Below are 12,792 nucleotides of genomic sequence, written 5' to 3' on the forward strand. Positions count from 1 at the left end.
CAGACGATTCTTCGGTCGGCGCGTAACTAGTGAAGGGCAGGGTTCCCATGAAAAAACAACTTGCACTACTCACGCTGGCGGCAGCCGTCGCCATGCCAACGTCTGCTTTCGCGCAGTCGCAGTACGTACAATACGATCCAACCTTTACGGAACAACAAAAACAAGACTGGTTGGCAAATCAAGGACTAACGGAAATCCGGCCGCTTAAACAAAAGGGCTTTTCGCTCGTCGAACCGCTGGCACATCTGGATGAGACGGATGTCGATGCTGATTTGATTCCGATCACGGATGTCAAAAAGGCAACGGATTCTGCCCAGTTCCAGCAAACATATCTCGATCAGTCTCGTATCCCTACTTACTGGAAATACAGTCGTGGGAAATCGGACGTACGGGTCGCGATCATTGATGATGCAATCGATACAAAACACCGCGAGTTCAAGGACGTCATCTATAAGACGACGACAATCTCCGGTATCCGTAAACCGGACGATCACGGAACACATGTCGCCGGCATCGTCGGTGCCCGTGAGGATGGTCAAGGAACCGTCGGTGTCGCTTCCGGTGTCAAATTGATTGGCGCTGATGTCTTTGATGGCGACTACGCGGCTTCGATTGATATCGGGGACGGAATTTTATACGCGATCGATCAAGGGGCGGATATCATCAATCTGTCGCTCGGTCAATACGAGTTCGATCCATACATGGAAGCTGCCATCAAAAAAGCGGAAGCCAAGAATATCCTCGTCGTCGGCGCGGCTGGGAATGATGGGCGCAATAAAGTGCTCTTCCCGGGATCGATGAGTCAAGTCATCGCCGTCGGTTCGGTCGGAACGCTCGGTCGTGCTTCGACGTTCTCGAACTATGGCAAAGGACTCAACATCATGGCACCGGGGGAAGGGGTTTACTCGACGATCGTCGGCAACAAGTACGGGTACTTGGATGGTACGTCGATGGCGACACCCGTCGTCAGTGGGGTGCTCGCCCTTGCCAAATCGAAAAACCCATTCGTCTCGAACGCGACGATGCGCCATAAATTGTACGCTGCAGCGACGAAAAAATCCGGGGATACGAGACTGCACTACGGTATCGGTCGCTTGAACGCAGGAATGCTAGCGACACTTCCGGCACCGATTTCGAAAATCTCGATGCCGTCAACGGTCAAGCCGAACCAAGCCTTTACGTTCTATTTCAACGAATATGCCAGTGCGAAGACGACGACACGTCTCTATAAGGACGGGAAGGTCGTCAAGACGTTCACGCAATCCAACCTAACGAACGGGATGCATAAGTTCACGTATTCGTTAAAAGACAAAGGCGCATATAAGCTTGTCTTTACGACGACAGGCGGACGCCATACGCGGACCGTTGAACGCTTGCTGACAGTGAAATAAAAAAAGCGCCACCCACGTAGTGGGAAGCGCCGTACGAGACCCGAAAGATCATTTCGGGTCTTTTCCTTTTTTATAGACGGGCGTCGGAGGTGTTAATGCCTCTCCGGTCCACGTGATCATCGCTTCCATCTTGTATCCTGTGTCATCCTCATGGACGAACGACAGGCGACTGGAATCGATCAATTGGTATAAACCATAAGCGACCTGGTCGGCCCAAGAGCGTAACGTCATCGCATCATCATACAACGGGATTTGCTCAGGGAACCGTTCGTTCATAAGCAAGATATCGTGTTGATCGAAATGATAGCTACGTTTTGAGAGTGCATCGGGCGCCTTGACGTTGAACGGCTCGAACGCGTGGATGAGCTCTCCTTGACGATAGAAGGCGAAGATGCCGTTTCGCAGATGAAGTGCCTTGATCTCATCGATTTCGATCAGGAATGTCAACTTGCGAACCGTTCGCCGGTTCGTACCAGAGCGTCGTTTTTTCATGCTACATGCCCCCTTCTGAACTCTTGTACTATACCGTGAAATGAGGCAGGGACGCAACTTTTTCGTTTATAAAACGAGAATTGCCTCTTGCAGGAAAGCGGCATCTACGCTACACTCATAAGCAGTGACTATGTTGGTTCGGACAATCGCGGGGCATTTCGGTGCTTTGAGGAAAGTCCATGCTCGCACAGCCTGCGATGGCTGTAGTGATCGTGCTACACAAAAAGATAAGTGTAGGCAGCGTCAAGCTGACGGCAGAAGGAACGCCTAAGTCTTCGGATAGGGCCGAAACTTCTTGAAGGTGCCACAGTGACGGAGCTTCATGGGAAACCATGAAGGTGGAACGAGGTAAACCCCACGAGCGAGAAACCCAAATTTGGTAGGGGAATTTCCGGAGCGGAACTGAACGCGAAGGAGAGCGTATGCAAATACGGAGATAGATGATTGTCGCCTGCGTGTGAGGGTCAAACCGTTTGGAACACTAAGGAACAGAACATGGCTTACAGGACCACATAGGCTGTTATTTTTAAGTTGAACGAGAGTCCAGGTCCACCCTGGGCTCTTTTTTTTATTGCAATGAAACGATTCAGTGGAAGAAACAATAAAGGAGTGAACGCAATATGGCAAAACGCTTAGTCATCGCGACAGCGGCGATGGGAATCGAAGCGCTCGTCGCAAGAGAAGTCCGCGCGTTAGGATACGAATGTACGGTCGAAGATGGAAAGGTCTACATCGATTGTGAGATGGAGGACATTCCCCGTCTGAACATGTGGCTTCGGACAGCGGACCGGATCAAACTCGTCGTCGCTGAGTTCCGCGCGACGACATTCGAAAAATTGTTCGATCAAGTCAAGGCACTACCGTGGCACGAATTGATGCCATGGGATGCGAACTTCATCGTCAACGGTCGTTCAGTCAAGTCGAAGCTGTTCTCGATCCGTGACTGTCAGAAGATCACCGAGAAAGCAATCGTCTCGCACATGCAAGAACAGTACAACAAAGGAACGGAATGGTTGCCGAAGACAGGCGCGAGCTATCCGATCGAAGTTGCTTTGTTAAAAGATATCGCAACATTAACGATCGATACGTCAGGCGACGCGTTGCACAAACGCGGCTACCGTGAGTTCCACTCGGCAGCCCCACTCAAAGAGACGATGGCAGCAGCGATGCTGATGCTGACGAACTGGAAGCCGGACATGCCGCTCTACGACGTCTTCACCGGTTCAGGTACGCTGGCGATTGAAGCGGCGATGATCGGGCGTAATATCGCACCAGGGATCAACCGGGAGTTCGTCTCGCAGGAATGGAAATGCATTCCGAAGAAGGCGTGGTTCGATGCAATCAACGAAGCGAACGAAAAAGCGGAGTGGGACAAACCATTGAAGATTTACGCAAGCGATATTGATCCAGAGATGGTCAAGCTCGCGAAAACAAACGCAGAACTCGCAGACGTTCGCGATGCGATCAACGTCATGCAACGCGACGCAGCAGACTTCAAACCGAAGGAAGACTTCGGTGTCATCATCGGGAACCCGCCGTACGGGGAACGTTTGGAAGATGCACGTGAAGTCCATCAGCTCTACCGCAAGATTGGAACGGCGTATAAAGAATTCCCATACTACAGTGTCTACATGATCACGTCGTATGTTGAGTTCGAAAAAGCGTATGGTCGACCAGCGACGAAACGCCGGAAGCTGTATAACGGGAATATTGAAGTTCAGTTTTATCAGTATTATGGTTTACGCCGTAAAAGACCGCAGTCTTAAGCCATTTCTAGCACTTACAGAAATTCCATTGCACACTTATTGCACACTTGGCGTGAAAATCGGGAATTTCCTCACGAACCGCTCTGTTGAGCGGTTTTTTTGCGTTTCAAAAGCTGTTCGAATTGCGTCGCCGTATCGGATTGTAAAGTGTGCAATACGTGAGCGTACGTGTCCAAATGGCGCGACGAGAATTAATCGTCGAAGCCTTCAACGACGTCCGGCTCCAATCAGCAAGAAGGCGCTGGGCGTGAATCGCTTCGACGCGATCAACCTTCAACTTCGTGAACCATTCCGGAATCTGTTTGACGATTGATTGATAAGAATGATAAGTCGTCTTGGCTTTCGTCGGGCGGATGTGGTCTTCAAGCCATACCTCGAACAGTTGCGCCATCGTCCGTACCTGTACGACATTCCCGATTGTCCCGTCTCGTCGATGGGTCATCTTCTCCGCGATCCAAAACTCGACCTCTTGCTTTCGTTTGCTAGAAAAATAGGCTTGAATCCGTTTGACGTGTTCGTCCGTCCCGAGTGAGAGACGAAAACCACCAGAGTCCTGTCTTTTCATTCTTCTTGATTGTTGCCATGTTGATTCCCCCTCTTGCGTACATATGTTCTGTTTCAAGTCAGTAAGAAAAGGCACCTGAGTGCCTTCAGTGTACACCTTTTTATGAGCCTTGTTCATCAGCGTTTTGCTTGAAGAATGTTGTATAAGACGAAACATCAGGATGCATCAACTGCTCCATCGCGTTGAAGTTTTGCTTGATTGCGTTGACGAGTTGATTCGCATCTGAATAATCTTGTTTATCGATCGTGTAAAACTGTTGTTGGATTTCCGCATACAGGCGATTCATCTCTGTTTGGTTTGCCGCGAGTTGTTGTGTCGTCGCCTTCACATCAGCTGGGGTACTTATTTGCTGCAATGTAGTGATTTCTTTTCCGATTGGGTCTAGCATCGATTTCAGTTCAAACAGGGCGGAGGAGACGGGCGCTTGAACCTTCCCGTCCGAAACTTGGACCAAGTCGTTGAGTTCACTGATCTTGAAAGACGTCATGTCGAAATCTTGTGTAATCAGATAGATGCTATTCACGATAGTCGATGCGTCGTATGTCGCTTCCGGTTGAGGATCCGGTGCAGACTCCTCTGTGACAGGTTCAGCAACGATCGGTTCTTCTTTTTCGACCGACTCCGGTTTTTCCACTACATCATTTGTCGCCTCCGGGTGCATGTCGTAACGGGACTCGTCCATGTTTTCGAAGTTGATTGGTGCATTAATCTTGTCACTTAAGTTTTCTTTAAGGTTTCTGAAGATACCGAGGTGAATCCAGTACCCGTCCGCCTTCTGGAAATAACGCTCACGATCGACTAGCACCATGTCCGAGAAGTTATCGAGATTCATTTGATCAAGCGTCTTTCGTGTGTAGTACGACTTCAGGACCGGTTCGAGTTCTTCATTCCCGTTGTCATCCGTCATGACCGTCGACCGTTCGAAAGCAAATAAATCAAAGTTCTTGTTTTTATAGAGGTCCTCTATCAAACGAATCGAATCCAGTGCGTAACTTTCGACCATCGTGTTATCGCTCCAAAAGGCAGAGTCTTTGTACTGGACGATCAGCGTTTTGCCTTTCACCTTCGCACCAGTGATGCCCTCGCTATATTTCTTCAGTTCGCTACTAATCGTCTCTGGTGTCGCGTGTTCGAGATCTGCTGTGACTTCCGGTTTCTTCTTCTCTTTCATGTCTTCTGCCTTTACTTCTTTCTTTACTTCCGTCGGTTTGTCATTCTGCGCGCTGTAGATGCTACCGAACATGCCGACGATGAGTACACCGAATATAGCGAACAGCGTACCTTTTCCGCCCATTCCAGATGGTTTCCGGTTCGAACGCCTTCTTTCTTCCAATGTATACCCTCCTTTATCAGTTCTTTTAATACCTATATTGTCATTTATGTTTTTAATTTCCATATTAATTCTAACTCAAAATGATTTATTATACGACATGGATTTAAGAAATGGGATAACTATCATCGCATTGAACAACCGTATACTTAACGTATATAAATATTGAAATGCAGTTACTGCATTAATTTCCAATTGTTATAGTTTCTGTCGCAAAATGTCTCATGCTTAAGTTACATTTGGTATTCGCGTGACTGGTGTTGCACAATCATTATATAGTTATTAAGAATCTCTCTAGATTAAATTAGGACAATATAAAAAATACCTTTGAAATGACATAATTTAAAAGTATAAGTTTTGAAGGTATCTTTGATTAGCACAGATAATATTTTTGAGTAGGATGATATGAACAGTAGTCAAAAGGTAAACATAAATGACGTACTTATACATACTGAGGGAGAAAAACATGACAAGGATCTGGATCGAAGAGTATGAAGTAACGGGTGATTTAGGGCGTCTATTTGGTCACTTTTTAGATAATGGATGATTCAATTAAAACTGCATATTTAATAAGTCCGTCAGAGGGAGACGAATGTATTACACCGACGAAGAAAATTTTGTTTGAGTTTTTAGAGCATCGAAATGATTTTCCGCTGTATCTGTATTTTTCAGATGAATATGTATTAAGAGAAAGACATCAGCAGTTCTTTCAACAACAAGATGTTGACTATACCATTCAAACGGTTTATCCGAATCGCAAACATCATTTAGATCCGCTTGTCTATTTTACAGTCGAGTTAAAGGACAAGGAAGCGCTCAGACGCGTCGTTCGCAAAACGTACTGGTTGGGAGAAGAGAATGTTTTCTATATAATTTTGAATTACGATAATTTAAAATTTAGGTTTGAGGAAAGGCAACATTGGGGTTTCCAGCAATATCTACCGATTGCTTCATTTGATCGAACTCCTCCATCGGTGCTTATCAAGCCTGGTCATGACGGATGTGGTTTTTTCATATGTTCAAACGATCAATCGGTGAATTCGTTAGAAAACGTCATTCGGAGTATGCCAGAAGAAATCATCACGCATCAAGTCAATGATGAACTATATGAACCTGAGAATGAATAGTAAATTCACTCTTCAGCTATCGGAGGTGCAGCATGAAACCAACCATCAAACAGATCAATCCATCGTCTAAACGCCAGGGTGTATCACTAATCGATCTAAAGCGTGCAGAAAAAATCCTCGGTGTAAAATTCCCGACGGATTACATTTCGCTCATGCAGGAGTCAAATGGTGCAGCCTTTCATGACTGGCAACTCTATTCGATACCTACTGAATCGAGTTATTCTGTTGAAGATATCATCTACCATCACATAAATCGTCCAGATGGTTTACCAGAGGATATGATTTGCTTTGGTGAACATTTAGATGGGAGACGGTTGTGCTACCGGATTCGACGTCGTTTTTTACAAGAGCTCGTTTTCACGTGGCATCCTAAAAAGGGACTTGAAAAATATTGTTCTTCTTCACTCAACGAATGGGTAGAATCCGAAATGTTACGAGACCGGGCTAATAAAAAGATTACCCTGGGTACTTTTAGTGTTAGTAGTCATCGACTGCTCGTGACGGATTCGAATGAACAGGACGCGTCATCGATTATCTTGGAACAAGTGAAACCTGGGGGATGGACGGCTTCCGTCACATATGATTCAGATGGAACGGTTCGTTTACTTACAGTATACGAAGGTGTCGATCAGCCGACGGGCAGATGGACGCGCTCGCATGAGATTGCGATTGATTCGGGATTTTTACTGATTGGTGATGATGTTGCGTTTCGTGAAGAGGAACTAGCCGAGGAACTCTTTTTCGGTCAACAGGACGTCCATTTGTTTCAAGCGGGTGTCATGACCGAGTCTGGATATGGAGACGGCATCTATCATCTGAAAGTAAAGAAAAATCGAGATAAACAAATCATCGGAGTACGAATCAACTTCTTGGAGTAGCAATTGAAAGACCGGTCGAAGGAGCATTCCTTTGACCGGTCTTTTTGCGATATGTAGTTATTTGATATTGTCGATGGCGTTGCCGTCCTGATCGACTTGAGTAGAAAGTCCTGTCCAGCCACGACCTTTTGTCTCCAGCCAGGTAGTAAACTCTACTAAGAATTCCTCGTGTGGTACATGTCCACCATCTTTTTTGACGACGACATATCCTTCAAGCTTTACATATGACTCCTTCAGCGATTCCATGCGTAATCTCCTCCTAGCAACGTATGTGAAAGTAAGAGTATAGCGCTCGAAAGATTCATTTACAAATGATATCCATTTGTCTTTCTAGTTCAACAACTGGTCCGCTCGACATAAAACCGTCACCTTCACACCATCAGCGACAGAAAAGCCATTCAAACGCGTGCCATCATTCATGCGAAGTGGTGTCGTTTGGACGATGTCCTGGAAGAAAAATAGGTCACTTCGTAAACGACGCAGTAGCTGGCGGACATGATCGTACGTGATTGCTTGACCACTCAATTCCGTCAATCGCTCGGCTAGCGCAGGATATGTTGACGTCGTGTTCGTCATAATCATGAAGAGTGTCAAGAAACCGTTCGGATTCAGTGAGATGGTTTGATTTCTCCACTCGAGGAAGGTTCCCTCTGAACTGCTCCGTAAGACGACTTCTTGACCGCCTGCTTGATACTCCTGAAACGACCGTTCATTGATCAACGTCTCCGCTCCATCTTGAATTTTTCGATAATAAAGACGGTCAAACAGGTGCTCATCTTCAACGAGTAATTCGTTTCGGTATTTGTTAAGTCGTGCCGCTTCGTCCGGATGCTCCTCGTGTTCTCGGTATTCGAGTTCAGCAAGGGATTCGCGCGCTAGGTAGATGCTGCAGTTGACGACGAACATATGCGTCAGCGTCGTCTGGATGTCGCTCAGAGCAGCGTCAACCGTACCGTCGAGCGCTCGGTTGAAATGACGAATCGCTTCCGCATACTGACGATCGACATAAAGAATATAGCCGAGACGATAATTCGCAAGTGGGTGGTTCGGACGAAGGCGGATTGCCAACTTCAATGCTCGACGCGCTGCGCCATAATCCGGCGTCTCCGAAAATTTCGAGTACTCCGCTTGGCGGACATACAGATTCGATAGTTCGTCTTCCAATTGTCTTCTTTCATCTCGATCCGTCGTTTTCCGAATGGTGCGGTGTAGTTCTTGCGCTCGTGCATAACTCGTTATCATTCCGGTCATCCTTTCTGTCTCTTTTCTTTCATCATAGGGCGGACGAACGCGTGTGACAAGCTGTCACAGCGGTGTTGCTACTCTATAGGTACCAACATTAAAGGAGTCGATATGAGATGAAAAACGAAACCAAATGGATCCGTTATGGCATTTTACGTGGGGAAGTCATCAAAGAACCAACATGGTCAGCTTGTGTGCAAGATGTCGCGCAACGAGCGGGTCAACAAGAAGCGACGGATGAAGAGATTCTCGATTGGATCGAAGAAGCAAAACATCGCTATGCACCACTTGACGATCATGGGATGGAAGCGTTGTTTGATCCAAGAAGACAGGCGTTACCTTATCATCTGTTTGACGGATATGTCCGAGGCATCGTCCGTATGTTGAACGAACTTGGGATTTTGACAAGTTCCTGTTGTGACGGTCACGGTAAACGAGCTGCTCGGGTTTATACGCAGGATTTGCTGACGAACCGGCAACGGTATCTGCTTCGTTTAGCGGCAGACGCAGTTCCAGGGTTGACCGTGTCCTTACAAAGTCGGTGGATTCAACTTGAAGTAAGAGGTCAGCGTTCGCTACTGCTCGATTTAGCGGAAGTCTTATACCGCATCAAACAAGACGCATCGACGATACAAGAACTGGAGTTGCAATGCTTTAGAAAGCGTCTACTAAGATGGCTCGCAATTCCTGGACAAAGCAGAAGGGAACAGATGGTTCGCAGTCGCGTACAACAGGCAGTCCGCCGGTTTGCTGACGATTCTTTTGTCGATGAAAAAGGGAACCTGCTCGTGACCTACCATCAAGGGGAAGGACCGGTCATTTTATTATCAGCACATCTCGATACATTCGAACGCATCGATTCGTACCGGACGCTGTTTCAGGAAGGAACAATCTTAACGAGCTCAAACGGGATTCTCGGGGCAGATGATCGAGCGGGCATCGCTGCGATTCTTGAACTCATGGAACGCATCCCAGCGACTGACTTCCGCGGAACGATCAAGCTCGCTTTTTCAGTCGAAGAAGAAATCGGTTGTCGTGGAGCAGAAGCGATGGACGCGTCCTTTTTAGAGGACGTCGACGCAGTAATCGTCTTTGATCGCCGCGGTACACGCGACATCGTTACTGGTTGTTATGGCGAGTTTGATTTTTGTAAGGAGGCTTTTGGCGCATGCTTTGAGCAAGCCGGTTTGTTGAGTGGTATGCCGGATTGGCGGACGACACGGTACGGAGGAAGCAGTGATGCGAAACTATTCGCGCTACGAGCTATTCCGTCCGTTAACCTATCCGTCGGTTATCTGCACGAGCATACGGAGTTTGAACAGGTTGATTTTGCAGCGACGCTCGAAACCGTCCGTTTGGTCGATACATTACTTCATCACCGATTGCTCGAGCGCTATTTCGCTGAGCGGACAGAAAATCCAACTCTAGGCGGATATACCGAGTAATGGATTCCAAATATAGTAAAAAGGAGAGGTGAGAGGAGACGATTCAATGTGGATCATTCTGGGTTTACTGGCGATTGGTTTTACGGCACTGAATATCATCTTTTATTCGATTGGTAAGGACTATCGTTTCCTGATGGTGCTCGGACTGAGTTTTACGGTACTGACGCTGTGCGCAGAATACCGACTCGTCGCGGAATTCGTGGCACGGAAGGACTGGGCAGCGTTACAAGACGTCGTACCGGGCATGGAGCGGGCACTGTGGGTGTTGACGTTCAGCTCGATTGGATTAAATGTATTGCCGCTACTGTTAGACTATCGAAAAAATCGATCGCGTTGAGGAATCGAAGAGGAGCTGAATCATGATGAGCTATACATTTTCACCGCTGACGCAACGACAGGCGGAACAGATCGCCTACGAGTGGAAATATGACGGGGCGTTTGCGTTTTATGATATGCCGAACGATGAAGAAGATTTAGCAGAATTTCTCGATCCTGCAAAGCGGACGGAACATTATTTTGCTGTGTTGGATGGCGAAGAATTAATTGGCTATTATGTATTCGAACCAAACGCAGACGTCGTTGACGTCGGTCTTGGCATGCGACCGAACTTGACGGGACGAGGAAATGGAGTGGCATTTTTAGAAGCCGGTCTTGCGTTCATCATGGACCGGTATGCACCTAAACAAATCGAATTAGCTGTCGCGACATTTAATGAGCGGGCGATACGCTTGTATACGAAAAGTGGCTTCCTTCCAGTCGAACGGTTCCAACAGGTGACGAATGGTGGAAGCTATGAATTTTTGAAGATGCGTTTACAACCCATCAACTCGACGGAACCTTTTCCAAACTCTATAAGTAGATAACAGAAAAGGAGATGATGTCATGGCACGCTGTACGAATTGTCAGTATAAGTTCAACACAAAAGAACTACTCGCTGTCAGTGTTGCGATACATGGGAAAGGCAAATCATGTCCGAACTGTGGCGTGAAACAATACATGTCCCGAAAGTCACAATTTTATCTATCACTCGGGAATATCAGTCTCTTGTTCGTCCTGTTCTTGCCATTTCTAATCCGGTTGAGCGACCGGGATGAATCGATGAGGTAAGATGTCGATTACCTTCGATTTCATGAAACTTTTCCTGAATCCACCAGTAGATAAGGAAGAAGGAGATGATCAGATGGTACGTTGTACGAATTGCCAGTATAAGTTCAAAACGAAAGAAGTGCTTGCTGTCGGATTTGCAAAACACGGTAAATCCTGTCCGAACTGCGGCGTAAAACAATATATTTCGAAAGACTCGCAACATTACTTATCGCTCGGATACGTCAGTCTTTTATTTGTCTTGATTCTGCCGTTCGTCATCAAACTGAGCGACAAAGAAGAGACGATTTGGTGAAGCATTACGTGCATGCCTGAAAACGACAGGGTGCGTGTTTTGGCTTATACTCGGGGCAAAGGAGCTGGGAAACATGCAAACCGTATACGATGCAAACGTACAAAACGCAGCGGGCGAGACTGTTTCATTAGGTGACTATGCGGGGCGTGTCCTCGTGATCGTCAACACGGCAAGCAAGTGTGGGCTCGTCAAACAACTTGGCGAACTACAGGAATTGTACGATAAATATGATGAGCAAGGAGTCACGGTGCTTGGCTTTCCGTGCGATCAATTCAATCAGCAGGAGTTCGCGAGACAGGAAGAGACGATGCAGTTCTGTCAGCTGAACTATGGTGTGACTTTTCCGATGTTTCAGAAGATCGATGTCAATGGACCAAATGAGCATCCGCTTTATACATTTCTAAAACGCGAACGCTCCGGTCTACTTTCGTCAAAGATTAAATGGAATTATACGAAGTTTTTAATCGATCGCCAAGGACGTGTCGTGCAGCGGTTCAGTCCGGTCGACTCCGTCCAGTCTGTTGAAAGAACGCTATCTTTGTATTTATAAACCAAGTAACCGTCCGGTGTGAGTCGTCGGACGGTTTCGAATGAATGTGAGAGGTACATATGAAAATCAATTCTGTCTCAATCAGAAAGATGCAACATACCGATTATGAAATCATGTCTCAATGGTTAAGTACAAAAGAAGTATTAGAGTTCTATGGAGATATGAACGTACCATTTACGTTACGACAAGTGATGGATAAATACGAACCGAGAGTAAATGGAGAGATACCTGTCGTTCCCTACATCGTAGAGTTAGATGATGGACCTATTGGATTCATGCAACGTTATTTGATAACGGACGAACAAAAAGAGGCATTGGGATATCCAGCGAATTTTATCATAATTGGAATTGACCAGTTTATTGGTTATCCTGAACTTTTTAATAAAGGTATTGGAACGAAAATGATAAAGTTATTCATTGAAGATATCGCTCGAAATAAGGAAGTAAATCGAATTATTTTAGATCCTGACGTATCAAATCTTAGAGCAATTAAAGCTTATGAAAAATGCGGGTTTCAGAAAGTAAAAAAAATCAACGAAGATACGTGCTGGATGATGGAATATACGATTGACCATCTATAATCTGCTTCTTTAAATGTTCATAGAAA

16 protein-coding genes and 1 other RNA gene are annotated in these 12,792 nt (G+C 46.4%); 12 read left to right on the forward strand and 5 right to left on the reverse strand.

Going from position 1 to position 12,792, the window contains the following annotated elements; genetic code table 11:
* Positions 1–47 precede the first annotated feature (47 nt).
* Positions 48–1,391 carry a S8 family peptidase gene (locus tag ACRPK8_RS06565; RefSeq protein ID WP_432237477.1) on the forward strand — a complete coding sequence of 448 codons (1,344 nt, stop codon included), beginning with the start codon at positions 48–50 and terminating at the stop codon, positions 1,389–1,391.
* Positions 1,392–1,439: 48 nt separating this feature from the next.
* Here ACRPK8_RS06565 and ACRPK8_RS06570 read toward each other — a convergent pair whose 3' ends face one another.
* Entirely contained in the window at positions 1,440–1,883 is a 444-nt protein-coding gene (locus ACRPK8_RS06570) for a hypothetical protein (RefSeq protein ID WP_432237478.1), read from the reverse strand.
* 134 nt (positions 1,884–2,017) lie between these two features.
* Here ACRPK8_RS06570 and rnpB point away from each other — a divergent pair.
* Positions 2,018–2,391, forward strand: an RNA gene (gene rnpB / locus ACRPK8_RS06575) — RNase P RNA component class B.
* A gap of 112 nt (positions 2,392–2,503) precedes the next feature.
* On the forward strand, positions 2,504–3,649 hold the full coding sequence (locus tag ACRPK8_RS06580) for a THUMP domain-containing class I SAM-dependent RNA methyltransferase (protein ID WP_432237479.1): 1,146 nt from the start codon (positions 2,504–2,506) through the stop codon (positions 3,647–3,649).
* 106 nt (positions 3,650–3,755) lie between these two features.
* Here ACRPK8_RS06580 and ACRPK8_RS06585 read toward each other — a convergent pair whose 3' ends face one another.
* Positions 3,756–4,214, reverse strand: coding sequence for a hypothetical protein (locus ACRPK8_RS06585; RefSeq protein WP_432237480.1), 459 nt, complete (start codon positions 4,212–4,214; stop codon positions 3,756–3,758).
* Between the two features lie 100 nt (positions 4,215–4,314).
* Positions 4,315–5,547: a hypothetical protein gene (locus tag ACRPK8_RS06590; RefSeq protein WP_432237481.1), complete on the reverse strand. Its 1,233-nt coding sequence runs from the start codon at positions 5,545–5,547 to the stop codon at positions 4,315–4,317.
* A 536-nt stretch (positions 5,548–6,083) separates the two neighbouring features.
* Between ACRPK8_RS06590 and ACRPK8_RS06595 the strand changes: the two genes are divergently transcribed.
* Together ACRPK8_RS06595 and ACRPK8_RS06600 are read left to right on the forward strand one after the other, a co-directional pair.
* Positions 6,084–6,671, forward strand: coding sequence for a hypothetical protein (locus ACRPK8_RS06595; RefSeq protein ID WP_432237482.1), 588 nt, complete (start codon positions 6,084–6,086; stop codon positions 6,669–6,671).
* Between the two features lie 32 nt (positions 6,672–6,703).
* Complete coding sequence (locus ACRPK8_RS06600) at positions 6,704–7,549, forward strand: SMI1/KNR4 family protein (protein ID WP_432237483.1); 846 nt, start codon at positions 6,704–6,706, stop codon at positions 7,547–7,549.
* A gap of 57 nt (positions 7,550–7,606) precedes the next feature.
* Here the strand turns inward: ACRPK8_RS06600 and ACRPK8_RS06605 are convergent, their stop codons facing one another.
* Positions 7,607–7,795 carry a hypothetical protein gene (locus ACRPK8_RS06605; protein WP_432237484.1) on the reverse strand — a complete coding sequence of 63 codons (189 nt, stop codon included), beginning with the start codon at positions 7,793–7,795 and terminating at the stop codon, positions 7,607–7,609.
* Between the two features lie 84 nt (positions 7,796–7,879).
* Positions 7,880–8,791 (reverse strand): tetratricopeptide repeat protein, encoded by a 912-nt coding sequence (locus ACRPK8_RS06610; RefSeq protein WP_432237485.1) that lies wholly within the window; start codon positions 8,789–8,791, stop codon positions 7,880–7,882.
* Positions 8,792–8,907: 116 nt separating this feature from the next.
* Between ACRPK8_RS06610 and ACRPK8_RS06615 the strand changes: the two genes are divergently transcribed.
* The 7 genes from ACRPK8_RS06615 to ACRPK8_RS06645 all read left to right on the forward strand — a co-directional run bounded on the left by ACRPK8_RS06615 (position 8,908) and on the right by ACRPK8_RS06645 (position 12,766).
* Complete coding sequence (locus ACRPK8_RS06615) at positions 8,908–10,236, forward strand: M20/M25/M40 family metallo-hydrolase (RefSeq protein ID WP_432237486.1); 1,329 nt, start codon at positions 8,908–8,910, stop codon at positions 10,234–10,236.
* Positions 10,237–10,282: 46 nt separating this feature from the next.
* A complete protein-coding gene (locus ACRPK8_RS06620; protein ID WP_432237487.1) occupies positions 10,283–10,573 on the forward strand; it encodes a hypothetical protein in 291 nt (96 codons plus the stop codon).
* A 25-nt stretch (positions 10,574–10,598) separates the two neighbouring features.
* Positions 10,599–11,099: a GNAT family N-acetyltransferase gene (locus ACRPK8_RS06625; protein WP_432237488.1), complete on the forward strand. Its 501-nt coding sequence runs from the start codon at positions 10,599–10,601 to the stop codon at positions 11,097–11,099.
* A 19-nt stretch (positions 11,100–11,118) separates the two neighbouring features.
* The gene (locus tag ACRPK8_RS06630; protein ID WP_432237489.1) at positions 11,119–11,343 is read left to right on the forward strand and encodes a hypothetical protein; all 225 of its coding nucleotides are present in this window, start codon (positions 11,119–11,121) and stop codon (positions 11,341–11,343) included.
* A 22-nt stretch (positions 11,344–11,365) separates the two neighbouring features.
* Positions 11,366–11,635, forward strand: a complete 270-nt coding sequence (locus tag ACRPK8_RS06635) for a hypothetical protein (protein WP_432237490.1) — start codon at positions 11,366–11,368, stop codon at positions 11,633–11,635.
* Positions 11,636–11,708: 73 nt separating this feature from the next.
* Complete coding sequence (locus ACRPK8_RS06640) at positions 11,709–12,185, forward strand: glutathione peroxidase (RefSeq protein ID WP_432237491.1); 477 nt, start codon at positions 11,709–11,711, stop codon at positions 12,183–12,185.
* An 89-nt stretch (positions 12,186–12,274) separates the two neighbouring features.
* Positions 12,275–12,766, forward strand: a complete 492-nt coding sequence (locus ACRPK8_RS06645; RefSeq protein ID WP_432237492.1) for a GNAT family N-acetyltransferase — start codon at positions 12,275–12,277, stop codon at positions 12,764–12,766.
* Positions 12,767–12,792: the final 26 nt, after the last annotated feature.

Origin of the sequence: Exiguobacterium sp. TDN 0502, from assembly GCF_050846835.1 — a bacterium.
GTDB lineage: Bacteria > Bacillota > Bacilli > Exiguobacteriales > Exiguobacteriaceae > Exiguobacterium_A.

Coding starts and splice junctions, on each gene's coding strand:
- ACRPK8_RS06620 (WP_432237487.1), top strand. CDS start 10,283: ATGTGGATCATTCTGGGTTTACTGGCGATTGGTTTTACGGCACTGAAT.
- ACRPK8_RS06630 (WP_432237489.1), top strand. CDS start 11,119: ATGGCACGCTGTACGAATTGTCAGTATAAGTTCAACACAAAAGAACTA.
- ACRPK8_RS06565 (WP_432237477.1), top strand. CDS start 48: ATGAAAAAACAACTTGCACTACTCACGCTGGCGGCAGCCGTCGCCATG.
- ACRPK8_RS06640 (WP_432237491.1), top strand. CDS start 11,709: ATGCAAACCGTATACGATGCAAACGTACAAAACGCAGCGGGCGAGACT.
- ACRPK8_RS06595 (WP_432237482.1), top strand. CDS start 6,084: ATGGATGATTCAATTAAAACTGCATATTTAATAAGTCCGTCAGAGGGA.
- ACRPK8_RS06570 (WP_432237478.1), bottom strand. CDS start 1,883: ATGAAAAAACGACGCTCTGGTACGAACCGGCGAACGGTTCGCAAGTTG.
- ACRPK8_RS06645 (WP_432237492.1), top strand. CDS start 12,275: ATGCAACATACCGATTATGAAATCATGTCTCAATGGTTAAGTACAAAA.
- ACRPK8_RS06600 (WP_432237483.1), top strand. CDS start 6,704: ATGAAACCAACCATCAAACAGATCAATCCATCGTCTAAACGCCAGGGT.
- ACRPK8_RS06610 (WP_432237485.1), bottom strand. CDS start 8,791: ATGATAACGAGTTATGCACGAGCGCAAGAACTACACCGCACCATTCGG.
- ACRPK8_RS06625 (WP_432237488.1), top strand. CDS start 10,599: ATGAGCTATACATTTTCACCGCTGACGCAACGACAGGCGGAACAGATC.
- ACRPK8_RS06605 (WP_432237484.1), bottom strand. CDS start 7,795: ATGGAATCGCTGAAGGAGTCATATGTAAAGCTTGAAGGATATGTCGTC.
- ACRPK8_RS06615 (WP_432237486.1), top strand. CDS start 8,908: ATGAAAAACGAAACCAAATGGATCCGTTATGGCATTTTACGTGGGGAA.
- ACRPK8_RS06580 (WP_432237479.1), top strand. CDS start 2,504: ATGGCAAAACGCTTAGTCATCGCGACAGCGGCGATGGGAATCGAAGCG.
- ACRPK8_RS06635 (WP_432237490.1), top strand. CDS start 11,366: ATGAAACTTTTCCTGAATCCACCAGTAGATAAGGAAGAAGGAGATGAT.
- ACRPK8_RS06585 (WP_432237480.1), bottom strand. CDS start 4,214: ATGAAAAGACAGGACTCTGGTGGTTTTCGTCTCTCACTCGGGACGGAC.